Source organism: Pseudomonas sp. AC169 (assembly GCF_979258515.1).
Genome location: NZ_OZ409866.1, coordinates 1,272,758 through 1,297,361 on the forward strand (window position 1 = coordinate 1,272,758; position 24,604 = coordinate 1,297,361).

The following is a 24,604-nucleotide window of genomic DNA, read 5'->3' on the forward strand; positions in this document are numbered from 1 at the left end:
CTCATGCCGTCCTGCGTTGCTCAAGCATCAGCCGCACCGCCAGGCCGCCCAAGACGAAGCCCATGACATAACGCTGCAGTGCCAGCCAGGTCGAGTTACGCACAAACCACGACGCGATGCCGGCCGCGAACAGCGCGATCAGCAGATTGATGCAGAAACTGACGCTGATTTGAGTCAGGCCGAGAATCATGCTCTGGGTGAACACAGAGCCGTGTTCTGGCGTGATGAACTGTGGGAATACCGAGAGATAGAACACGGCGATTTTCGGGTTCAGCGCGCTGGTGAGAAAACCCATGGTGATCAGCTTGCGCGACGAATTCGCCGGCAATTGCTGCGCTTCGAACGGCGAGCGCGCACCGGGTTTCACGGCTTGCCAGGCCAGCCACAGCAGGTACAGCGCACCGGCCCATTTCAGCACTTCGTAAGCCATCGGCACTGCAAGAAACACAGCGGTCAAACCGGCCGCCGCCGCGAACAGATGCACAAAAAACCCCGCTACCACGCCAAGCAACGACGTGACCCCGGCCTTGCGCCCCTGACAGATCGAACGCGAGATCAGGTAGATCATGTTCGGCCCCGGCGTAAGCACCATCAGCAAGGCAGCAGCGGCGAAAATCAGCAGGTCTTGCAACGGGATCATGGCAAAGTCCTTTGCGTGGATGATCAGGCGATTGCGCTCAGCGAGTTGCGATAAAACGGCAGGATCAGGTCGCGTGTCAATGGCGCCAGATCGACTGCTGGATCAGTGGTCGGATCGACCCAGATCACCTCTTCGATTTCCGCCGCCGGCGTGACTTCACCATCAATCGTCAGTTGAAAGATTTCGGCCTGAACCACAAATCCTGGCTCGTTGGCCGCGGGGGCGGAAAACTGCCCCAGAAAAGCCGCCTGCGTCAGGTCGATCTGCAAGCCCAGCTCTTCTTCCAGCTCCCGCGCCAGTGCATGCACTGGCAACTCGTGCGCTTCGATCTTGCCGCCCGGCTGCATGAACGCCGTGGTGCCGCGCTTGCGTACCAGCAAGGTTTGTCCTTGAGTGTTGAGCAACAGCGCAGCGGCAATGCGAATAGTGGAAGAAGTCGACATACGAAAAACCCTTGGCGCAAAAGCGCCAAGGATCACATGCCTGTCAACGATGTGCCAAGCCGCAGGCTCAGGTCGCTTCCTGGAAATCCATTTCCGGCGGCTGACGACGGAAACCACCGGTGAGCACGGCGAGATAAACCACACCGATCGCCAGCCAGCTCAGACCCAGATAAACCGCCAGGTGATCGAGGCTGACCATCAGCCACAAATCTGCGACCAGACCAATGAACGGGAAGAGCAAAAACAGCACCAGCTCACGCAGGCCTTTTTTCTCGCCGCCAATCCAGTAATGGAAGATCACCGAGAGGTTGACCAGGCTGAACGCCAGGAACGCGCCGAAGTTGATGAATGAGGTCGAAGTGGTCACGTCGAGTTTCAGCGCCAGCAACGCCACCACGGCGCAGAGCAGGATGCTGTTGACCGGCGTACCGAAGCGCACGTGCAGCGTACCGAAGAACGACTTCGGCAGGACGCCGTCGCGGCCCATTGCAAACAGCAACCGCGAGCCGCTGGCCTGCGCCGACAGCCCCGAGGCGAATTGGCCGACAATCAAGCCAATCAGAAAGATCGAGACGAACAGATCGCCACCGATGTTGCGCGCGATTTCATAGGCCGCCGAATCGACGCTGTCGAACTGGAACGACGGATGCGCAATCTGCACGAAGTATGAAACGCCGACGAAGATCAGCCCGCCGATCAAGGTGATCAGCATGATCGCGCGTGGGATGGTGCGGCGTGGGTCGTGGGTTTCTTCGGTCAAGGTGCTGACCGCATCGAAACCGAGGAACGAATAGCAGGCAATCGCCGCGCCGCTCATGATCAGCGGCATGTGCATGTCGCCGTTGAAGAACGGTTTGATCGACCACAACGGTGTAGTCGCATCGCCACCGATGTAGTGCACGCACAGCGCGACGAAAGCGATCAGCACCAGAAACTGCACCAGCATCAGCAAGGCATTGATGCCGTTGGCCAGTTTCAGGCCAATGATGTTGATCGCGCTGGTGATGCCGATGAAGGCCAGCACCCAGATCCATTGCGGGATCGACGGGAACGCCGAGGCCAGATACGCCGCACCGATCAGCCAGATCGCCATGGGCAGAAACAGGTAATCGAGCAAGACTGCCCAACCGGCGATAAAGCCGAGTTTCGGGCTGATCGCCTTGCGCACGTAGCTGTAAGCGGAACCGGCGACCGGGAATGCGGCGGCCATGCGCCCGTAACTCATCGCCGTGAAGAACATCGCCACCAGCGCCGCCAGATACGCGGCGGGCACCATGCCAGCGGTGGATTGAGCGAGGATGCCGAAGGTACCGAGGACAATGATCGGCGTCATGTAGGCGATGCCGAACAGCACCACCGACCCTAATGAAAGGGTGCGTTGCAAACGAGCCATGGGCGACTTACTCCGAATGTTATTGGATTTATGGCAGAGCCGGGTTCGGCGAATTTTTCGGGTTGGTTTTGTTGTTCTGGTGTTGTTTGAGTTTTATGTTCGGCTTGAAATCTTTTCCCCCTCACCCCAGCCCTCTCCCCCAAGGGGGAGAGGGGGAAAGGGAGCCGATCTCCGTGGGTTTCAAATGCTGATTTCGACTTGAATTCGCAGATTCAAATCCGGAGTGCGATTCGCAGTTTCAAATCCGGAGTGCGACTCGGTATTTCAGGTCGGCGTACCTCGAACAATCAACTCGGTCAGTCCCCTCTCCCTCCGGGAGAGGGTTAGGGTGAGGGCAGCGGTTAACGGTGTGGAATCAACAACTCACGAACACCATCGCCGCGCTCCACCACCTCCCCCGGCAACTTCAAGCGCTGATCATCCAGATAGCGGTAATCCCTGCGCGCAGTCTCCAACTGAGCGAAATCCAGCTCAACGCTGAACGTCCCTGCTTCACGCCCCGCTTCGAACAGCAACGTCCCCAGCGGATCGACCAGCGCGCTGCCACCGGCAAACATCAAACCGTCATCCCCCGCTTCCACACGATTGACCATCAGCGCAAACGCTTGATTCTCCTGCGCGCGGGCCATGATCGCGGTGCGGTGAGTCGGCGCGTACGGGTCCATGTTGCCGTTGGTCACGATCAGCAGCTCGGCACCCAGTTGCGCCAAGGCACGTGCCGACTCCGGAAACTCGATGTCGTAGCAAATCAGCAAGCCAACGCGCACACCGTTCCACTCGCACGTGGCATAGCGGTCGCCGGCCTCGAACACGCCGCGATCCGACGCCCACAAATGCGTCTTGCGGTATTTCAAAGCGATGCCTTCAGGGGTGATCAGCAACGTGGTGTTGTAGAAGCGCCCGTTGTCGTTCTCGGCCATGCCGATCACCACGGCGATGTTGCGTTCGCGCGCGGCGGCCAGCACCGCGCTGACGGTCGGGCCGTCAAGGGGTTCGGCGGTTTGCGCCACGGTTTCGGCCGTCGGGAAGCCCATCAGGTGGGTTTCCGGAAACACGATCAGTTGCGTGTCGGCAGCACACGCGGCGATCGCTGCAAGTGCGCGTTCGAGGTTATATGCCGTGGCATTGTCACGGCCCGCCAATTGGGCGAGTTCGACTTTCATGGGGATTCCCTTGTGATGAACGCCGGGCGCTGAAAGATTGCCCGGTGGCTGTCTGTGGGCCAGTATGCGCAGCAAGCAGCCGGCCAGGGAATTACGCGGCCGGGGTAACCCGATAGGGGTAGATCGATGACACTTTCGTTTGACGACATCACCTGGCACCGCGCCGTCGGGCAACTGATCGATGCGCTCGACAAGCCGAATTTCTGGGCGCAACTGGTGCGCCTGCTCGACCAATACGTGCCGTTCGATAGCTGGGTGGTGCTGCTGTTCAGCGCCGATCAACACCCGCAAGTCTTCGCCGAATGCCCGGGCGCAGACGGCAATCCGGACCCGTTGTTTCAGGATTACCTGCGCGGTCTGTACCTGCTCGACCCGTTCTACATCGCCTGCCGCGAGCAAACGCGCACCGGGCTGTATCGCCTGTCGGAAGTGGCGCCGGAGCATTTCGAACTGACCGAGTATTACCAGCGATACTTTCGTCTGAATGTCGTAGCGGACGAAATCCAGTTCAATTGTCAGCTCGAAGGCGAGCGCACCTTGTGTCTGTCACTGGGAAGTGAAAAACGTTTCACTGGCGAACAGATTGCGCTGCTGTCTTTGATTCAGCCTTGGGTGCTGGGCCTGTTGCGCCAGCGCCTGCCGTACGAGATCAACGAAACCGTGGCGCTCGCCGCCGCCCCTGTCCGGGCAGACTGGCGGGTGCAACTGGAGGCGTCGGTGCAGCAACTCAAGGGCGCGCAGTTGACCGCCCGGGAACTGGATGTCGGGCGTTTGATGCTCAGCGGTTGCTCCAGTAAAGAAATCGCCCGTAAGCTGGAAATCTCCGTAGAAACCGTGAAAGTCCATAAGAAACACATGTACAGCAAGCTGGGGATCAAATCCCAGTCCGAGCTGTTTTCGATTTTTCTTCAGGCGCAAAACGCCTGATGGTTTGGTGGAATTGTTTTTTGTGGGAGCGAGCCTGCTCGCGAATGCGCTGGGTCAGACAATAATTTTTCTACTGACAGGTCGCTTTCGCGAGCAGGCTCGCTCCCACAGGGATTTTCTACATCCCTGAGCCTTTCGCCGAAATTTCTGAGTCCGAACCCAAGGAAACCGTATGAGCCTGTCACTCCTGAGCCGCTACGCCTTCTTTGCCGCCTGCGTGATTTTCACCCTCGCCAGCCTGCCTTTCCTCGAACATGACTGGCTGTGGCCAATCACTGCGGTCACCGGCGTGCTGAGCCTGATCGGTCTGTTCGACCTGCTGCAGAGCCCGCACGCGGTGCGGCGCAATTACCCGATCCTCGGCAACATCCGTTATCTGGTCGAAGGTATCCGCCCGGAAATCCGTCAATACCTGCTGGAGTCCGACAGCGACGCCCTGCCCTTCTCCCGGGCACAACGTTCGCTGGTTTACTCGCGAGCGAAAAACGAGACCGCCGACAAACCCTTCGGCACGCTGATCGATGTCTATCAATCCGGGTTCGAATTCATCGGCCACTCGATGCGCCCGGCACCACTGAGCGACCCGAGCAGTTTCCGCGTCACCGTCGGTGGCCCGCAGTGCAGTCAGCCGTACTCGGCCTCGGTGTTCAACATCTCGGCGATGAGCTTCGGCTCGCTCAGCGCCAACGCGATTCGCGCGCTGAATCAGGGCGCCAAGCTCGGCAACTTCGCCCACGACACTGGTGAAGGCAGCATCAGCCCCTATCACCGTGAACATGGCGGCGACCTGACCTGGGAACTGGGCAGCGGCTATTTCGGTTGCCGCACCAGCGATGGCCGTTTCGACCCGGAGCGCTTCGCTGCCCAGGCGCAGAATCCGCAAGTGCGGATGATCGAAATCAAGATGAGCCAGGGCGCCAAACCCGGCCACGGCGGCATTCTGCCCAAACACAAAGTCACCAAGGAAATCGCCGAAACCCGCGGCATCATGATGGGCGAAGACTGCGTGTCGCCGTCACGCCACAGCGCGTTTTCCACGCCGCTGGAAATGATGCAATTCATCCAGCAACTGCGCGAACTGTCCGGCGGCAAACCGGTGGGTTTCAAGTTTTGCCTCGGTCACCCGTGGGAGTTCATGGGCATTGCCAAAGCCATGCTGGAAACCGGCATCCTGCCGGACTTCATCGTCGTCGACGGCAAGGAAGGTGGCACCGGCGCTGCACCGGTCGAGTTCACCGACCACATTGGCGTGCCAATGCGCGAAGGCCTGTTGTTTGTGCACAACACGTTGGTTGGCCTGAACCTGCGCGACAAGATCAAACTCGGCGCCAGCGGCAAGATCGTCAGCGCTTTCGACATCGCCAGCGTACTGGCCATCGGCGCCGACTGGGCCAACTCCGCGCGCGGCTTCATGTTCGCCATCGGCTGCATCCAGTCGCAAAGCTGCCACACCAACAAATGCCCGACCGGCGTCGCCACTCAGGACGCCTTGCGCCAACGTGCGCTGGTGGTGCCGGACAAGGCGCAGCGCGTCTTCAACTTCCATCGCAATACCTTGAAAGCGCTGGCGGAAATGCTCGCGGCGGCCGGGCTTGAACATCCATCACAACTGTCGGCCAAGCATCTGGTGCGGCGAATGTCGGCGACCGAGATCAAACTGTTTTCGCAGTTGCACGTGTTCTTGAAACCAGGGGAATTGCTCACTGGGGAAGTCAACGGCGAGTTCTATTCGCGGATGTGGCAGATGGCGCGGGCGGACAGTTTCGAGCCGCAGGCAGTCGCCGCCGCGTAATGGCGAATGCGCCGGTCTGCATAACGGACTGGCGCGTTACTTGCGATGCTCGCGCAACAAGACAAACCGGAAAAACAGGTAGCCTGCCAACAGATTGAGCAGCGTGAAAGACGCCACGGTGGCCAATCCGTGCCAGTGCTGCGCATCGGCAACCGAACCGATGGCAAAACTCACTCCGCCCATCCCGCCGATAAACAACAGATAGCTGAGCACCGACGTACCGGGTTCGAAGGTATACAGCACATTCACGTAAAACGAGAACGCTGCGGCCACGCAAAACGCTGCGAAATTACTCGCGGCTTGAGTCAGTCCGGCGGCGGTGCACAGAACAAAAAATATTTGCCAGTGAATCAGTCCATCGGCGAGGCCGATCACAGTCAAAGCAGAGAATCCTTTCATCTCGGTTCCTTGCCAAAGCCGTTTTTGTCGAACAACCAACCTAGGTCATCACGCACTAGCGCGTCTACTGTCAGAAATTACAGGTACAGGGTTGATTGCGAGGTCTGCACGATCCCTCGGCACTGGCCAGCCAGCGGTCGGGCGCCAGCAGCACCAACAAAAAAGCCCCGATCTCGCGACCGGGGCTTTACTGTTTCCGTGCTTGTAACTTACGACGCCGAACGCGCCGCACCTTGCGCTACGTTGCTCGGTTGCAACTTGAACACGTAGAACAACACCGTCAGCAGTACCAGGAACGCCGGGCCCACATACAGCGCCACGCGGGTGTCCGGGAAGTACGCCATCAGGCCGACCACCAGCACCAGGAACGCCAGGGCAAAGTACGAGCTGATCGGATACAGCCACATCTTGTATTTGAGGCCGGCACGCTCGCTGGCGCTCAGGCCTTTGCGGAATTTCAGCTGGGCCAGCAGGATCATCACCCAGGTCCAGATTGCGCCGAAAGTGGCAATCGAGGTCACCCAGACGAAGACTTTCTCCGGCACCAGATAGTTGAGCATTACGCCCAACAGCAACACCGCAATCGACAGCAAAAGCGCACGACGCGGCACGCCGTTGTTCGAGGTCTTGGCAAAACCGGCCGGGGCCTGGCCATTCTGCGCCAGGCTGTAGAGCATGCGCCCGGTGCTGAAGATACCGCCGTTGCACGACGACAGCGCCGCCGTGATCACCACGAAGTTAATGATACCGGCGGCAGTCTTGATGCCCAGACGTTCGAAGGTCATCACGAACGGGCTGCCCTGCGTGCCGATTTCATTCCACGGGTAGATCGACAGAATCACGAACAGTGCGCCGACATAGAACAGCAGAATCCGCCAGAACACCGAGCCGATCGCGTCAGGAATGGTCTTTTGCGGGTTCTTCGCTTCACCGGCGGTCAGACCGATCATCTCGACGCCGAGGTAGGCGAACATCACCATTTGCAGGGACATCAGCACGCCGGTGACGCCGTTGGGCATGAAGCCGCCGTGGGCCCACAAGTTGGAAATCCCCAGTGCCACGCCATCATTGCCGAAACCGAAAGCGATGATGCCGACGCCGCCGATGACCATGGCGATGATCGTGACAATCTTGATCAAGGCGAACCAGAACTCGAATTCACCAAAGGCCTTCACCGCGATCAGGTTGATCGAGCCCATGCTGATCAGCGCCGCGAGTGCCCAGATCCAGCGCGGCACATCGGGAAACCAGATGCCCATGTACACGGCCACCGCCGTGATTTCCGCGACGCAGGTCACCAGCCACAGAAACCAGTAATTCCAGCCGGTGAGAAAACCTGCCAATGGACCGAGGTAGTCTTGCGCGTAGCGGCTGAAAGAGCCGGCGACCGGGTTGTGCACGGCCATCTCGCCGAGGGCACGCATGATCACCAGGATTGCCAGACCACCGAGAATGTAGGACAGCATGATCGCCGGGCCGGCCATTTCGATGGCCTTGGCCGAACCTAAAAACAGACCGACGCCGATACAGGCACCGAGCGCCATCAGGCGAATATGCCGTTCGCCGAGTTCGCGTTTGAGCGGACCGCCCTGAGCGGTGTCGCCGTGAGGCAGTTGATTGCCGACTGGCATAGGGGTGCAACCTCGTCTTGTTATTGGATATGACCACCGAGTGTCGAAGCGTTGGCCGATAAGCCTTGGCTTGAATGAAACCGCGCCTGCTTTGTGGGCAGACGCGTCTTGCAGGGCAACCTGAAAGATCAGCGGGGCGTGCAGTATAAAAAGCCTTGGGCAGGAGTTTTCACTCTATAAGCCACAACATTCAGCGACAACTCTCGGTAAAAGCCCGGTATGCCGAGAGGCATTCCCTGCTTGGCGCAGGATTATTCGCCACTGAAAAAGCCGCCGAGTATTGCACAGCATTGGTGCATCGTCATGTGTCCGCTTGGTCAACTTTATTGCTGAACGGCTCTACTGCGGCGGCTCAGATCTCCCTCGCGACAAAGTTCGCTCCAGGCTCATTTTCGCTCCGGCAACCGCCTTCCAGATTTATTCAGTAACTCCCCTCGCCCATCCCGCACATTTTTTTCACCAGCCCCAACCACCGTCTAAGCTTCAGACAAGTCCGATCAATCTGCGTGAATGGATCAATCGACTATGGGCGCTTTGTGGCAAACCGATTCGAGTAAAGCCGTGGTTCCGACTGAAAGTGTGGATGAAGCGCCTGTCCCTGAAAAAACCCGCCGCAATCGGCACGGGTGGAAGGCTTTCTGGTTGTTGCTGGTGATTATCGCGATCGTCGTGGGACTGGCTGCATCCAAGGAAATGCGCACCTCGCGCTTTCAGTCGCGCGAACTGAGCCAGTACGCTGCTTCGCTGACTTACCATCTCGAACCCGGCCCCAGCGAAGCGATTCGTTATCCGGGCAATGGGCCGTTCGATCTGCGTCTGGGTTACAGCTCGCTGGATGAATTCCTGCCACGCCTGCTCAAACGCAATTACGTCATCACCCAACAGACACGGTTTTCCCCGGCGCTGCTCAGCTACACCGACAAAGGCCTGTTTGTGCCGTATTCCGAGAAGATTCAGGCCGGACTGTCGATCACCGATTGCCGGGCCGCGCCGTTGTACAAATACAACTATCCGCAACAACTGTACGCAAACTTCGCGGCGATCCCGCCGGTGGTGGTCAGCAGCCTGTTGTTCATCGAAAACCGTTTTCTGCTCGACCCGAAACAACCATTGGCCAACCCGGCGGTGGACTGGCCGCGCTTCGGCATGGCGGCGTGGTCGCAAGTCGCTAAATTGCTGCACCTGCCGGGACAATCGGCGGGCGGCAGTACGTTGGCGACCCAACTGGAAAAGTACCGGCATTCACCGGATGGCCTGACGGTGTCCGGCGCCGAGAAGCTGCGCCAGATGATGTCCGCCAGCGTGCGGGCCTACCAGCCCGGCCCGCAAACCCTGGGGGCACGCCAGAACATCGTGCGCGATTACCTCAACAGCGTGCCGCTGTCAGCCGTCCCGGGGCATGGCGAAGTGCATGGCATGGCCGAAGGCCTGCGCGTCTGGTACGGCAGTGATTTCAACCAGGCCAATGAACAGCTGAACAGTCCGGCCACTGATCCAAAAACCATGGCCGCCAAAGGCCTGGCCCTGCGAGAAATGTTGTCGCTGATGATCGCCCAGCGCCGCCCTTCGCATTACCTGACCAAGGGCCGCGAAGAACTTGCCGACCTCACCGACAGCCACTTGCGCCTGCTCAAACAGAACGGTGTGATCGACAACGCGTTAGCCGATGCCGCACTGATCAGCAAGGTCATCTATCGCGACTGGCAGACCCAGCCGACCATTCAGCCGATCGAAACCAACAAGGGCATCAGCGTCGCCCGCAGTCGTCTGGCGAGCATGCTCAACCGGCCGCTTTACGACCTCGATCGCCTTGATCTCTCGGCCACCAGCACCCTGCAGGGCGACCTGCAAACCCAGGCCACCGCTTATCTGAAAAAACTCGCCGACCCGGCCTACGCCGCCGAAATCGGTCTGCTCGGTGAACGCTTGCTGACGCCGACCAGCACCACGCAAGTGCGTTACAGCTTCACCCTCTTCGAATTGACCCCGGACGGCTCTCGCGTGCGGGTGCAGACCGACAGCACCGACCAGCCGTTCGATATCAACGAAGGCAGCAAACTCGAACTCGGCTCCACCGCAAAAATGCGCGTGCTCACCACGTACCTGCAAATCATCGCCGAACTGCACGACAAGTACGGCGCCATGAGCGTGCCGGAACTGAAGAAAGTCGACGTCCCCGATCAGGATCGCCTGAGCCAATGGGTCATCGATTACCTGATCCAGAACAAGGATCACGACCTGTCGAAGATGCTTGGCGCAGCCCTCGACCGCAAATACTTGGCCAGCCCCGGCGAAGCGTTTTTCACCGGCGGCGGCTTGCACACGTTCCACAACTTTCGCAAGGAAGACAACGGCCGCTTGCCGACCTTGCGCGATGCCCTGCGCGAGTCGATCAACCTGCCGTTCATTCGCCTGATGCGCGATGTGGTGCGTTATGTCACGTATTCCGGGCCCAATAGCAGTGCCGAACTGCTCAAGGATGATCGTGACCCGCGCCGGCAGGAATACCTGGCAAATTTCGCCGATCGCGAAGGCACAGCGTTCCAGCTCAAATTCTGGAAAAAGTACAAAAACAAAGACACTCAGGCACGTCTCGATACCTTCCTCGACAGCATGCGTCCGACGCCGATCCGCATGGCCGCTGTACATCGCTACCTGCTGCCGGATGCCAGTCAGGAAGACTTCAACACCTTCGTGCGCTCCCACCTCAAAGGCGCCAAGCTCAGCGAAAAACTCACTGACGATCGCCTGATCCGCCTCTACGATTCCTACGGCCCTGGCAGTTACGATTTGCCCGATCAAGGCTTCATCGCCAAGGTGCATCCGCTGGACTTGTGGATGATGGGCTACCTGCTGAACCACCCGGACGCGACCTTCAGCGAGATCGTCAAGGCCAGCCATTTCGAGCGTCAGGAAGTCTATAGCTGGCTGTTCAAAAGCAAGCACAAGGGTGCCCGTGACAGTCGTATTCGCACCATGCTCGAGATCGAGGCATTCCTCGAGATTCATCAGCGCTGGCAGAAAGTCGGTTATCCGTTCGATCATCTGGTGCCATCGCTGGCCACCGCCATTGGCAGCTCCGGTGACCGCCCCGCCGCCCTGGCCGAGTTGATCGGCACCATCCTCAATGATGGCGTGCGCATGCCGACGCTACGCATCGACAGCCTGCATTTTGCTGCCGGTACGCCGTACGAAACGCAACTGGTCAACGACCCGCATGTCGGCAAACGGGTGATGCCATCCGAAGTCGCCACGGCCATGCGTGAAGCGCTGTCGCAAGTGGTCGACGCCGGTACGGCAAAACGTGTTTCCGGCAGTTTCAAACTGCCTGATGGCAGCCCACTGGCCATGGGTGGCAAAACCGGGACCGGTGACAACCGCATCGAAGCCATCGGTTCAGGCGGACGGATTCTCAGTTCGAAGTCGATCAACCGTACGGCGACCTTCGTGTTCTACATCGGCGACCACCATTTCGGCACCCTCACCGCGTTCGTTCCGGGGCGTTCGGCAGAGAACTTCAAGTTCACCTCGGCCCTGCCAGTGCAGGTGCTCAAGGGTATGGCACCGATTCTGACGCCGTATCTGCAACCGGGCAGCGACTCCCAATGCACACCAACGCCAACCGCCAGCGTGGCCATGCTCGAGGCGCCGCGCCCTACAGCGAGGTAACAAATCGTGTCGGGCTTTTCTGCATCAGGGTGACGTTTTTTCTGTGCAGCGGGTGGTACTTATGTATTTTTCAGATTCGAATTTTCGTCGGGTTGCTGACCCGTTGCGCTGTTTGCCTCCCGATCTTTGAACTTTTGTTTTGCCCTGCCCTGAGTAGGCTGATCACTCCTCAACAATCAAGGATGATTGGCCATGTCTCTCTCTCCCCAGCCTGCGGAAAACGCGGATAAAGGACGGCACTACGAATTCATCAAGTCCGCCGTCAACGACAACTTCAAAACCGCCACCGTCAGCCGGGGCCTCGCCTTGGCAGCCTCGCCGCTGAACATCGAATCCTGGTACACCACCGCACCCTCCGCGTACCTGAACAAACTCGTCGCCGCCAACCTCAAGGCCTGGGACTCGCAGAACCGCGTCGACCATCTAATGGCCAAAACCGATCTCTATGCATTCGCCGAGCCGCTGCTAAAGGCAAAAATCAAAGAGCGCCACGGCATCGAGCCGGACGTCAAAAGCACCTTTCTGCGCCTGTACCTGCCGAAAGACAAACCGTGGTACGTCATCGATGTTTCCAAGGGCGTCGTTACCCGCACGGTCTCGCTTCTGGATGCCGCCCTGCACAATTTCGCCAGCAGTGAAACGGTCGGGCCTGGGTCGGATTACATCAGCCAGCCCGATGAGCGCGGTCTGTTCGATGTCGTGCCGATCAAAAGCGCCATGCCCATAAGCCAGTTCCAGACGCTGTGCCGCGATCTGGATATCGGCGCGCAGTATAAAAAGCACCTGGAAAGCTACCTGCTGCCCGGCGAACCGCTGGCCGAAAGCGTGCTGCAGCACAAGGTCAACGAAAGCCAGAAAGACGCCCTCGCCGTCGCCGCGCATCTGGCATTGATCAAGGAAGATATCCAGTACGACGCCTACAAAATGCTACTGACCCTGACTGAAGGAAAACCGCAACTGCTGCTCAATGGCCGCTCAATGCAGTGCTCTGACCTGTCGCTGCTCGGCACCCGCCTGACCGGCGCTCTCCTGCTGACCCATACGGTTTCTGACAGTCGTGGGGTTCGCCGCCTGATCGTCTACATCCCCCACGACCCGGATCATCCACTCAAGGAGTACGACTCTCTGAAAGCCTTTCGCGATGAATTGGCGCGCCAGTTTCGCGACGACCGATTGAGTGAGTCGAGCGGACAGACCTATCGTCAGTTCTTCAGTCAGTTTGTCGATCAACAGCAGCGGGGGCACTTCTTCGCCGAGCTCGAACAACGCCTGTTCATCGTCAAGTACCACCCGCGTCAGGATCCGACCGACCAGCGACCGCCATGGCGCAAGGCTGCGGTGGAGAACCCCAACCTGCAATTCAGCCGGGTGAAACTACAGGGCGATTACTGGCTTCACGCCTACCGGCAAAAGCTCAACAAGATTCTCAACGACGCCCGGGAAATCGCCGTGTCCACCGCTGACACCGATAGCAAGGCGCGCTGGGCGTGGTGGGACAACTTCAAGAAAATCGTCTCGGACATTTTCAATGTGGCGCTGTTGATCGCCACCCCGTTCGTACCGGGTCTGGGCGAACTGATGATGGCCTACACCGCCTACCAACTGACCAGCGAAGTCATCGAGGGCATTGTCGATCTGGCCGAAGGGCTTTGGCAGGAAGCCGCCGGGCATGTCATCAGCATAGTCACCGACATCATTCAGTTGGCCGCCTTCACCGCCGGCGCGCAGATCGGCGAAGCCTTTCGCGTCAAACTTTCACCGCTGGTCGATGGCATGAAACCGGTCAAGTTGCCTGATGGCAAAAACAGCTTGTGGCTCCCGGACCTGAGCCCTTACGAACGCAACGACCTGATGCTCTCGCCGGACGCCAAACCCGATCGACATGGCCTGCACCAGTACGGCAACGAAAACCTCCTGCCACTGGAAGGCAAGCTGTACGTCGTCGAAAAAGCCTCGAATGACCCGACGTCCAACACCCACCGCATCAAACACCCGAGCCGCGCCAACGCCTATCGACCGCAAATCGAACACAACGGCCACGGCGCCTGGGTGCATGAAGTGGAAACCCCGCACGACTGGTCGAATGAAGCGCTGATGCGGCGACTGGGGCACAGCGTCGAACGTTTTTCCCCCACGGAACTGGAGCAGATCCGCATCAGCAGCGGCACCGATCACCAGGCGCTACGCCAGATGCATCTCGACAACAGCCCGCCGCCGCCGCTGCTGGCCGATACGGTCAAACGCTTCAACGCTTACGACGATGTGCTCACGGCGAGTGCCAACATTCGCGGCGGTCGCCCGATAGATCCACAGGCGGTCTGGCTGGAACCGATGTTGACGGCGTTGCCGGGCTGGCCCGGCGGCAAAGCGCTGGAGGTGTTTGCCGATGCCAGTCTGAGCGGTTATTCGCGCAAATATGGCAACCCGCAGGCTTCGCCGGCCGACACTTTGAGCATCAGCCTCGCCGATCTGAACATGGGCCGCTTGCCAGATCGGGTGGCGGACTTTCTCACCGACGAAGAAATGAACAACCTCCTGGGGCGCAACGTTGCCCATGACGAACGCGTCGCAGCCTTGCGCAATCAGCTCGCCGATGCCGTCGATGAGCGCCGTGGCGCCATATCCCGTCATGCCTATCAAGCCCTGGAAAGATCAGACAAAGCCGACATCACCATCGTCAAAAAGACCTTTCCGGAGCTACCGCTGCCGCTCGCCGAAAACCTCCTGGCCCAGGCCAGGGCCGCCGAGTTGCAAAGAATCGCCGACGAAAATCGCCTGCCGTTGCGCCTCAAGACCCAGGCCCGAGAACTGGATTTCGAAGCCTCTGCCAGCCGCGCTTACGAGGGTTTTTATCACGACGAACTGATGACCGCAGAGAGTGAACGCCTGGCGCTCAACACCCTCAGGCTCAATACCGACACCTTCGCCGATCTGCGCCTTGAAGTACGCCATGGCACTTATGACGGGCCGCTGCGCTGTAGCGTAGGGCCAGATGAAGCAACGACCGTCCGGCGCCTGATCCGCGACGAACAAGGTCGCTATGAAGTGCTCGACGTCAACAATACCCAACTGCATGACGCGGATGATTTCTACGAGTCGATTCTGCATGCAGTGCCCGCCGAAACATTGCCTGCCGTGGGTTACCAACGCGGTCAGGGGCGCCCGCTGAAACGCTGGATCATGGATGAGGCCGCCGCCCCTGCGCAGCGCCGCACCGCGCTGGCAGAACCGCCGATTCGACCGGTGGCGACGATTGAGACCGAAACCCTGGTGCGCGGCTGGCCATGGTTTTGGGCTGAGCCGACTCTGGAACAACGCGTCAGTAAGCTCTACCCGAAAATGAGTACCGGAGAGGTGAACACTTTCATTGAAATATTGCAGCGCAAAGGTGACGGGAATGCGGTAGACGCCATCGGGAAGCTGGAGAGCGAACGCCAGGAATTACACGGGGCTTTAGTGAAATGGCGTGAAGATCACCCCGACCTGACAGACGACGCGGGAGATCTGCCGTTCGGAGCGTCGCGGGATTACATGCACACTGGCGGAAAGCTCATCGAGGAAAAGCTGATTGAGTGTTTCGAGCGCAAAAGCGAGCGCTTCAATGAACAAAGTGTCCATTCCGGGCAAGGCTACACGCTGGATCTGACCACCGAATTCGGCGGCAAGGATCTCGAGCGCTGGTGGAAAGACTTGCGCGCGCAACCCGGCATGAAGCAGCACATTGATCAGATCACTACGCTGAGGCTCAACAAAACATCGCTCTCGGCAGATCCCGACGGACTGCTCGGCAGTTTCCCCCATCTGCGGCAATTGAGCGCCCGCCAGTGCGGCCTGAAGGAAATACCTTCCAGCATTGGCCAGATGCGTCAACTCGAAGATCTGGACCTGACCGATAACCGCATCCGCATGACCTACAGATCCAGCAAACAACTCGATGGACTGGTGCGTCTGCGCACCCTGAACCTGAACGGCAATCCCTTGCGCATACCACCGGATGTCGGGCGAATGTACCGGCTGGAGGAGCTGAGCCTGGCCAATACCGGTATCCAGAGCTGGCCCGAAGGGCTGTTCAAGGTCGGCAACATCGATCGGCACCGACCACGCTGTTTCATGCTCGACATGAGGGATACCCCGATCAACACCCTGCCCGAAGTCACGCCGGGCTCCGATCAGGCGTTCGTCCTCAGTCGCGCACGCTTCAAAACAGAAAAACTGACCAATGAGCAACGGGTACGCTTTGACGAATATCGCAAGTCTTCAGGCTTGGGATCTGTGCTGGATTATGCGGAGGCGGACAAAACCGAGCTCAGCCATTGGCAAGCACCTTACGATGAAGGGGCCGGTTTCAGCCCGTCCACGGCGTACCGAAAGTATCGTGAAGAGTCCTGGCACGACCTGATGGCCGAACCCGACTCCGCCGGTTTTTTCAGCGTGATTGCCAAGCAGAGAGAAAGCGCGGATTACCGGACGGAACCCGCTCGCCGAAAACTGACCCAGCGTGTCTGGGAAATGGTCGAAGCCGCAACACTCGACTCGGAGCTGCGCGAAAAACTGTTCAAACAGATCGTGTCCCCGGAGGACTGTGGCGATTTGGGCGCGCAACTGTTCAATTCACTGGGAATGAAAGTACTGGTGTCCAAAGCCTACGCCGAGCCGACTTCCGCCCGGGTGCTGGATGACAGACTCGTGCGCCTGGCGCGCAGCGCGGCACGGCTGGACCTGGTGAGCGACGAGGCCCGCGTGGAATACAGCCGTCAGGAACAACAGAACCTGATCTACCCGGACAAGCCGGCACCGGATGAGGTCGAAATCCATCTGGCATTCGAGACCGGGCTGGCTGAACGGCTGGAACTGCCCTGGCAGTCTGACGGCATGCGCTACCAGCCTCGTTCCGGCGTCACAAAAGAGGCGATCGAATTGGCTCACCGAATGATCATGCGGCGGGAACAGAACGACGGGCTGATAGACCGAATGATCAACCTCACGTCGGACAACTTCTGGGAGCGCCATTTGCGCAAGACTCATCCGATGCAATACGAGCGCAATGACCGCCTCTTCGAGAACAAACTCGAGTGGCTTGAAGAATTGAAGGAGGCGAAGGCGCAATGGGCAGGCCTCAAGGACAAGAGTCTGCTCAAACCCCTGTCGGAGAAACTGATACGCCTGGGAAATCTATTCGGCATTTCCGCAGAAGATGTACTCGTGGATGCGCCATTGGAAGAGCGACGTTACGCAGACCTGCTGACCGATATCGGTCAGCATCGCAATGATCTGTCCCGACAACTGACTCGCGAGGCCATGAGAAACGCGGGGCTCTGACAGCAGGCTTGCAACCCGGCCAGCCCCGAAAAGGACGGCCGGACTGCCGCGCTCAGCCGACTTCCGAATCCCAGATCACCGTGATATTGCCCCGGTAAGGTCGCCCTTGGGCTTTGTCGATCATCCAGTGGGTCTGCTGTTCATCCACTTCGAAATGCAAGGTGCCCGGCTTGCGATCGATATAAAAACCGGGTTGAAACGGCGCGGTCGCTTCGACGCCCAAGCGCATTCGTTTGACCGCCTGCCCGGCGCTGTCGGTCAAGCCGTTGGGCAGGCTGACACTGACGTCAACCCCACCGGCGCCCTGCAGGCCGTCAACAATGGCGCAGCCCGACGCCGACGCCAGGCGGTGCTCGCATTCAAGTTTCATGGTGAATTTCGATGATGCCGAGATATGGAAGATCTGATCGCGGAAAAGACGCGAAGGCTTGCGTCCGCTGTCCAGCCAGCGCTGCCAGCCGCCCTGCGGTTCCAGCACGACTTTGTCGCCGCCGGGCGGAATGTCCACTTTCAAGGTGTGCTGAACGTCGAGCACAAAATCCAGGGTCAGGGTGCTTACGTCCGGCTCGAACAGTTTGCCCATGTCGAAATCAGCGCCCGGCCCCAGGCTGTAAGTTAATGAACCGGTGTAACGGCCGGTGGACATCTTGAACGGGTCGGGAGTGCGCAGCTCGTAGGCGAAGTCCAGTTTGTCGAAATACATCCACTTGATGTGGTGGCCCGGCACCTTGAAACAGTGGGCCTCCGAGGGTGTTTTCCAGAAGAACCGGAACCAGTCCGGGCCGTGATCCCCGGCGCCGCTGTACTGGCAAGGTGCGGGCACGCCATGCGCCCAACTGTCCGAGGTCCACAGTCTGCGGTGGCCTTCGAGAGCATTAGCCCCGCCTGCAATCTCGACCGCCGGACGGTTGAGCACATATTTCGAGCCCATACCGATGACGCGCACTTCCAGCTGTTGCGTTTCCTGGGTCTGTTGGTTGATCACGCTCAACCGCCGCCAGTTGGCCGGCGCTTTCACTGCGGCCCAGTCAAAGAGGTCGAGGTAGCGCGAAGAAGTGAAGCGAACAGGCAATTCAATGCTGAACATATTGTGGCTGGCGCACTGATTCGGAAAGCTGGCGCAGTAACCGGTGTTCGGCGTCTGGTTGATGAAGGTTCTCTTGTCCGGTTTGGAAGGATCCGGCTGAAACAGCGCCCGAATCTCCTGATTGAGCGCCTGCGCCTGAGGGATGCTCAGCGCCGCCAGCAACCCCAGCCAAATGAGTCTTTTCATTATTAGTCCTGCCTCTGATGAGCCTGATCTGTTTTGCCTCACTCCGCACCCGGCGCCCGGGCCGTGAACATCAGCACCACATTGCCGTGGTAATCCCCGGGGCGATAACCACCCGCCGGTTCGATCGGGTCGATTTTCAATGCCACGCGTTTGCCTCTGGCGGCTTCCTCCTCGGACAACACCTGACGCGGGGTGATGTGCGAACTCAACTCGACATCATTGAATGCGACACGCAGTTCGATCACTTCGCCGGGGCGGCCATTCTCCAGAAAGGGATCAGAGGCCAGACGCGCTTCAATCGCGCTGCTGTCATGGTGCACATCGAAATTCCTCTGCAACCCGCTGAGGTTCGAACGCTGGTAATCCCACTCAAGCCGCTGCGGCCGGTGAATCCAGTCCGGCTCCGATGGAATGATGTAAAACGGCCGGCTGGGAATGGTCAGGGAGACTTCGAAGGTATGCTCTTCGCGCGCGCCCCACGCCCCGGTACTGGCCAGCGCAGTGGCGGCCAGCAGCGCGGCGGCAGTGCATTGCTTGATCATGTTGGTTACCCGATGCGTCAATTGAAAACAAACCTAGCGACTGGCGATCTTCATGGCTTTCTTCTCACTGCCTTCAATCAGGAAGAAGCTGTACTGGCGGCCCTTTTCCTTGTCGAAGGCAAAGCTCTTGCCCGCCAGCACATGGTGTTTGGTGGTCGCGCCGCAGTCGCTTTCCTTGCTCAGAGAACAGCTCTTGAACTCATCGACGATCAGCACGGTGTTGCCGTTGTTGCGCAGCTCATAGCGGCTGTCGGTGTCATTGACGACGGTGGCAAACCGCGCGTCCTTGGGCCGCACGAAGAAGATCGTGCCGAACCCGGTCATCACGTTGACCCCGGCCGACAGCGAGTTTTTGTAGTCTTCGCGCTCTTCGTTGCTGACCACGAACTCGTCTTCCTTTTCCGGCACCACCGGAACGAAACGCACGCGAAAATAACGCTCGCGATCACGCTGCCCCATGTAGAGCAAACGCGTGCCTTGCATGCCCTGCGCCGGCACGATCAACCGTGCCGGGCTGGCCATCACGCCGTTGCGTGAGGCACCGTCGGCGGCATTCGTCACGGGCACTTCCTGCGGTACACCATCGGCGCCATAGATGATTTCCAGCACGTTGATCTTGACGAATGCAGTCGCATCGCCGCTGTTGAACACCCGTTTGAGGTAGGTACTTTTATCGGCGTCGAGATAGTCGTAAACGGTGCCGACATTGATTTGCGGACCGGCTTGCGCCGTCAGGCAAAACACACTGAGCACACCCAGCAAAAAACCACGTTTCATCGCGTTCAGCTCCATGAAAATCGAAAGGGGTCTGACGGCCGCGCTCACGCATCCGAGTCCCAGATAATGGTGATGTTGCCGCGCAGCCGGTCGTTCAGGCCGGGGCGCAGGAGGAAATCGATCGCCCCCGGTTCCAGCTCGAAATGCAGCGCGCCGGGCTTGCGCTCGACATAGAAGCTGGGCTGGAACGAGGTGGACCAGTTATTGACGGTCAATGGAATCCTGTTGACGGGAACACCGGGACCACCAGTGCCTTCGATTCCCGCCGGTAAACTCATCGAGACCTTGACCTGGACGGAGTTGCCCAAGGGGCTGCCGAGATTGCAGTAGGGGCCGCCCTGGGAATTGCACAGCATCATCACCTTGAAGCGCGACGACGCCGAGATGTAGAACGGTTGATCGCGGAAGATCCGCTTCGGCTTGCGCCCGCTGTCGATCCACGGCGCCCATCCGCCTTCCGGCTCCAGCGAGACTTTATTGCCGCCCGGCGGCAGATCGACTTTGAGGGTGTGCTGTACGTCCAGCACAAAATCGAGGGTCAGGCTGTCGTCGTCCGGGTACATCATGTAGCCCATGTGGAAATCGCGCCCTGGACCCATGGTGTAAGTAATCGACCCGGTATACAGGCCGCTGGACATGCTCAACGGATTGGGGGTCTTCAGCTCATAGGAAAAATCGACCTTCTCGAACGACATCATCCGGATGCGGTAAGGGGTGGTCTTGACGCAGCTCGCTTCCACAGGCGTGAGCCAGAAAAAACGGTAGTTGAGCGGTCCGTACCCAGCCAGACCGCTACCAAGGCAAGGAGCAGGAGCATAAAGCCAACCGCTGGAAGTCCAGAGTTTGTCATGGCCTTCAGGATCACTTGTCGCTCCAGTGATTTTTTGCACTGGATCGCTCAGGATATAGTTGGAGCCTATGCCGGTAATGCGTACCTCGACGACCTCCGACTCCTGGGTATCCTGGTTAGTGATCGTCAAGCGGCGCCAGTCCGTGGGGACTTTCAGCGATACACCGTCACCGGGTACAAGCGCGCGGTGAGAGGTATAACGAACAGGCAACTCGATGCTGAACATGTTTCTTCCAGCGCATTGCGCAGGATAATTTGCGCAATAGCCGCTATTGGGTGTCTGGTTGACGAACAGGTTCTTGCCCGGCTGCGAAGGATCCGGTTGAAACAGCGCGCGGACTTCCTGATTGATCGCTTGTGCCGCCGGCATGGCCAGCGCCAGCGCCAATGCACAGCCACCTGTGATTATCTTCATGGAATCAACCTGCCTTCTGTTCGGTGGAATTGACGTCGGCCAGAGTGTCCGGCGTGCACCGCAGGTCGCCGATCATCAACACATTGTTTTCACTGCGATGGCTGCCGGCATCGAGACGGAACTGGCAGAGCAACTGGTTGCCCTGACGCACCTCAAGGGTCGGCGAGCCGGCGTTCATTTCCATCGAGAAGAAGCCGTCGACTTCGGTGACCCCGCGACTGGCGTGGTTGATCACGTGGTGCCCTTTGAGCGGCCGCCCCTGGCCATCCACCAGGCGGCCGAGCACGGTCAGGGTTCGCATCACGCGGACCTTGCGGTACTCCACGCCGCCCTTGTTCAGGTGATATCGGGCGCGCGCCGGTTCGATGGTGGCAGCCGGCACGTGGTTGCCTTCGAAGTCGAAACTTACCGAGCTGTTCTGGTACGCAGTAATCGGGATGAAGTTGCGCCCCGGCTTCAACGCCGCACCGCCCCCGCTGTAATCGTCAGCCCGCAGGGTGATGTTCTCGATGTCCGACTCGACGTCGACAATCATCCCGGCGCCGCGCACCTCGCTCTGGCTGGTCATGAGCATCTGCTGTCCGCCGACCACCAGCGTGCTGTCGACGTTGAGGCCACCGGTGAAGTTGCCGTTGTAAGAGGAACGCTGGATAAAGCCGTCGCCACTGACCGAATCGGTGCGGAAGTTGGCCAGACTGGATACGCCCACCCCGTAAGTGTCGGTGAGTGCCGTGAGCGAGACGTTCTGCAGGACGTGATCCTGAAAATCCTTGCGCCAGCCGAGTGAGGCGTTGTTGTCACGCGTACCATCGCGGGCCGTGCGTGAACCGATGCTGCCGGTGATCTGCTGGCCGGGTGCGCCGAGCGCCATGTTGATACTCAGGTCGACCCCGCGATTGCGCGCATCACCGCTGCTGAAACTGCCCGGCCGATCAAAAATCGACAAACGCCAACTGGCATCGCTGCCCAGCACCATCGTGCGCTGAGTCCAGCCGAGATCCACGCCCATGCCTTCGACATTGCCCTCGCTGTGCGAGACCCGCGCGTTGACCGAGCTCTTGCTACTGATGCGATGGTTAAGCGCCAGCGACGAATTGCTGGTCTGGCCGATGAACACATTGCGCGGTCGCACCCGGGTGCCATCGGGCAGGGTGTCGTAGGTGTTGGTGGTGTCGAGCCAACTGCGGTTGTGGCTGACAACTATGCTGCCGGCGCCATAGTTGTAGAGGCTTTGCAGATCGAGACCGGTGCCGTAATCCTCGGTCTTGTAGACGTTGGCATACAGGCTGAGGTGATTGGCCAGCGTCCAGTCGATGGACGTGCCGTATTGCAGTTTTTCGCGAATCTGCCGCGCCGACAGGCCGAGAATCACCCGTGGATGCAGCAGGTAATTCACCGAGGCGCCTGCCGTCGGACTGCCGCTGGCCTGGGTGTCCCAGTTGCTCAGCAGTTTCTGTTCTTCGCCGGCAAACACGTTGTAGCGCCAGCGCTCGTCGAGGTTGCGCCAGTTGTTGGGCTTGTACACCAGCTCCTGGGTGGTGGAAGTGATCTGGCCGTCTTCGATCAGGCGCACTTCCACTTCATAAATGCCGCCGGGCAGTGGTCGGGTATCGAGGGTCTGCAAACCGGCCGGCACCGACTGGGTATTGATCAGCAGGCCATCGCGCCAGATCTCCACGGAACCCTGGCGGTTGGCGGTGACGTAGATCGGATAAACGCTGGGCATCGGGCTGTTGATGGCCAGGCTGTCGGAGCTGCCGTACATCACACCAACGGCGGTGTCGGGGCTGGTGCCGAACGTGCGCGGTTGGCGCGTCAGCCCTTCGGAATTGGGGGTGAAATAACCCAGACGGAAAAAACTGCCTTGCAGTTCGCGCTGGGTGTGCAGCTCTTGAATGGCGTGATACAGCTTGTCGTCCGGACCGCCGAGACGGGCCAGTTGCAGATTCAGCGTCTGGCTCCAGCTGCCCAGACTCGAACTGGCTTCGAGACCGAAACGTCCACCAAGATCCTGATCCTGACCGCCATTGAGGTTGAGCTGGTTACGCACCATCAAGCCATGACTGCCACCCACAGGCTGATCGTAGTAACGCTTGGCTTCAACATCACGCTCGGCATTTTCGGTGAGGATCGAGACCAGCGAGTTTTCCAGGTTGTAGTGCACCGCCAGAAACTGTTCCGGGCAGGAACCGCTGCACGCGCCCAGTGGCACGCCGGGTTTGAGAAAGCTCGCCCACTTTTCGCGCTCGGCAGGGCCTAAACGGTTTTCGCTGGTATCAGTGAATTCGAGCAGGGTGATGCGATCGTCGCGGGACAACACCACCATGGCCTCACCCAGCGGTTGCTGGTCGACTTCGACCCGTACCGCCAGAGGCACATCAAAGAAATGCTCTTCAAAATCCGCCGGCAAACCCTTGGCCTGCGCCAGCAGACTGCGCGGTGTGGTACCGGTGGAGTTGGAAGCCACGGCTGCGCTGGCACAAAACAACAGCGCAAGCGCAGCCGCGATGGGTGTCATCGGGAACATGAACTCGTACTCTGATTTACAAACAAGGAAAGTCCGGCGGGGCAAACATTGCTGCCTGCCCCGTCGGTCAGCGCCACGGGTAAAAGTGCACGCTTAGTGCCTGATCAATGATCAGTTGCCAGCAACCGGTGGCACGGCATCGAAGATCATGGCCACCGAACCGGTGTAATCCCCCGGCTCGAAGTTGCTGCCACGCGCGGTGATTTTCAGCGGAGCGCGGTAGTTGACGTCAGACTCCGATTCGCCGACGACCATTTGCGGAGTCAGGGTCAGTTCCTTGTTGTTAAGCAACACCTGCAAGTCGATGGTGGTGTTGCCGGCCACCAGTTTCGGCTGGCTTTCCAGACTGGCGTGTACCGAGCCGTTGTTGTTGCGCACATCGAAGAAACCATTGACGTCGCGCATCTTGCCGGTGGTTGGCTGGTAGCTCATGTCCTGGTCCTTGTTGACCAGATCCGGGTCGGTTGGCACAACATAGAAACCGTTGGTCGGCACATGAGCGACAAGGCTGATCGAGTGCGACGCTTCACCAGCGGCGAATGCGCCAGTGGAGCCCAGTGCCAGAAGAGCCAGTGGAGCGGCGATTGCGAATTTCTTGAACATCGTTATGTACCTGTTTTCTTGATAGGGGGATGAACATTGAAAGTTCAAGACAATCACTGCCCGAGTCGCTGCCCGAGTTGAGCCAGGTCAACTTGAACTTTCAATGCCGGGGCATCATCGGCTGTTGCCTCTGGAAAGTAAGCAAGTAACTTCCGATAACCGCGTAGTTAAACAACCCTATGACCCGCAAGAAAAAAGAACAAAAAAACGATATTCGAAACAGTAACTGTAAGTTATCCCC

General features: G+C 59.1%; 16 protein-coding genes. 4 read left to right on the top strand and 12 right to left on the bottom strand.

The window, feature by feature from the left end:
* Position 1: 1 nt before the first annotated feature.
* From ACZZ0G_RS05705 to ACZZ0G_RS05720, 4 genes are all read right to left on the bottom strand, one after another.
* Positions 2-640: a LysE family translocator gene (locus ACZZ0G_RS05705; RefSeq protein WP_463555578.1), complete on the bottom strand. Its 639-nt coding sequence runs from the start codon at positions 638-640 to the stop codon at positions 2-4.
* A gap of 23 nt (positions 641-663) precedes the next feature.
* Positions 664-1,083 (bottom strand): NUDIX hydrolase, encoded by a 420-nt coding sequence (locus ACZZ0G_RS05710; RefSeq protein ID WP_463555579.1) that lies wholly within the window; start codon positions 1,081-1,083, stop codon positions 664-666.
* Positions 1,084-1,150: 67 nt separating this feature from the next.
* Positions 1,151-2,476: an APC family permease gene (locus ACZZ0G_RS05715; protein WP_463555580.1), complete on the bottom strand. Its 1,326-nt coding sequence runs from the start codon at positions 2,474-2,476 to the stop codon at positions 1,151-1,153.
* A gap of 341 nt (positions 2,477-2,817) precedes the next feature.
* Positions 2,818-3,639: a carbon-nitrogen hydrolase family protein gene (locus ACZZ0G_RS05720; RefSeq protein ID WP_463555581.1), complete on the bottom strand. Its 822-nt coding sequence runs from the start codon at positions 3,637-3,639 to the stop codon at positions 2,818-2,820.
* A 126-nt stretch (positions 3,640-3,765) separates the two neighbouring features.
* Here ACZZ0G_RS05720 and ACZZ0G_RS05725 point away from each other — a divergent pair, with 126 nt between their 5' ends.
* Positions 3,766-4,566: a helix-turn-helix transcriptional regulator gene (locus ACZZ0G_RS05725; RefSeq protein WP_463395028.1), complete on the top strand. Its 801-nt coding sequence runs from the start codon at positions 3,766-3,768 to the stop codon at positions 4,564-4,566.
* Positions 4,567-4,738: 172 nt separating this feature from the next.
* Complete coding sequence (locus ACZZ0G_RS05730; protein WP_463555582.1) at positions 4,739-6,358, top strand: FMN-binding glutamate synthase family protein; 1,620 nt, start codon at positions 4,739-4,741, stop codon at positions 6,356-6,358.
* A gap of 36 nt (positions 6,359-6,394) precedes the next feature.
* Here the strand turns inward: ACZZ0G_RS05730 and ACZZ0G_RS05735 are convergent, their stop codons facing one another.
* Both ACZZ0G_RS05735 and ACZZ0G_RS05740 read right to left on the bottom strand, forming a co-directional pair.
* Positions 6,395-6,757, bottom strand: a complete 363-nt coding sequence (locus ACZZ0G_RS05735; protein ID WP_463555583.1) for a GtrA family protein — start codon at positions 6,755-6,757, stop codon at positions 6,395-6,397.
* Between the two features lie 209 nt (positions 6,758-6,966).
* Positions 6,967-8,388, bottom strand: coding sequence for an amino acid permease (locus tag ACZZ0G_RS05740; protein WP_463555584.1), 1,422 nt, complete (start codon positions 8,386-8,388; stop codon positions 6,967-6,969).
* 525 nt (positions 8,389-8,913) lie between these two features.
* Between ACZZ0G_RS05740 and ACZZ0G_RS05745 the strand changes: the two genes are divergently transcribed.
* Both ACZZ0G_RS05745 and ACZZ0G_RS05750 read left to right on the top strand, forming a co-directional pair.
* Complete coding sequence (locus ACZZ0G_RS05745) at positions 8,914-12,057, top strand: transglycosylase domain-containing protein (protein WP_463555585.1); 3,144 nt, start codon at positions 8,914-8,916, stop codon at positions 12,055-12,057.
* A gap of 192 nt (positions 12,058-12,249) precedes the next feature.
* A complete protein-coding gene (locus tag ACZZ0G_RS05750; protein WP_463555586.1) occupies positions 12,250-17,376 on the top strand; it encodes a dermonecrotic toxin domain-containing protein in 5,127 nt (1,708 codons plus the stop codon).
* A 52-nt stretch (positions 17,377-17,428) separates the two neighbouring features.
* Here the strand turns inward: ACZZ0G_RS05750 and ACZZ0G_RS05755 are convergent, their stop codons facing one another.
* From ACZZ0G_RS05755 to ACZZ0G_RS05780, 6 genes are all read right to left on the bottom strand, one after another.
* The gene (locus tag ACZZ0G_RS05755; protein ID WP_463555587.1) at positions 17,429-18,649 is read right to left on the bottom strand and encodes a hypothetical protein; all 1,221 of its coding nucleotides are present in this window, start codon (positions 18,647-18,649) and stop codon (positions 17,429-17,431) included.
* A gap of 38 nt (positions 18,650-18,687) precedes the next feature.
* Positions 18,688-19,191, bottom strand: a complete 504-nt coding sequence (locus tag ACZZ0G_RS05760; RefSeq protein WP_397481856.1) for a CS1 type fimbrial major subunit — start codon at positions 19,189-19,191, stop codon at positions 18,688-18,690.
* A 33-nt stretch (positions 19,192-19,224) separates the two neighbouring features.
* Positions 19,225-19,968, bottom strand: coding sequence for a molecular chaperone (locus tag ACZZ0G_RS05765; protein WP_463395022.1), 744 nt, complete (start codon positions 19,966-19,968; stop codon positions 19,225-19,227).
* Between the two features lie 44 nt (positions 19,969-20,012).
* Positions 20,013-21,233, bottom strand: coding sequence for a hypothetical protein (locus ACZZ0G_RS05770; protein ID WP_463555588.1), 1,221 nt, complete (start codon positions 21,231-21,233; stop codon positions 20,013-20,015).
* 4 nt (positions 21,234-21,237) lie between these two features.
* Positions 21,238-23,760, bottom strand: coding sequence for a TcfC E-set like domain-containing protein (locus ACZZ0G_RS05775; protein WP_463555589.1), 2,523 nt, complete (start codon positions 23,758-23,760; stop codon positions 21,238-21,240).
* 111 nt (positions 23,761-23,871) lie between these two features.
* Positions 23,872-24,363 carry a CS1 type fimbrial major subunit gene (locus ACZZ0G_RS05780; protein WP_397481860.1) on the bottom strand — a complete coding sequence of 164 codons (492 nt, stop codon included), beginning with the start codon at positions 24,361-24,363 and terminating at the stop codon, positions 23,872-23,874.
* Between the last annotated feature and the right edge of the window lie 241 nt (positions 24,364-24,604).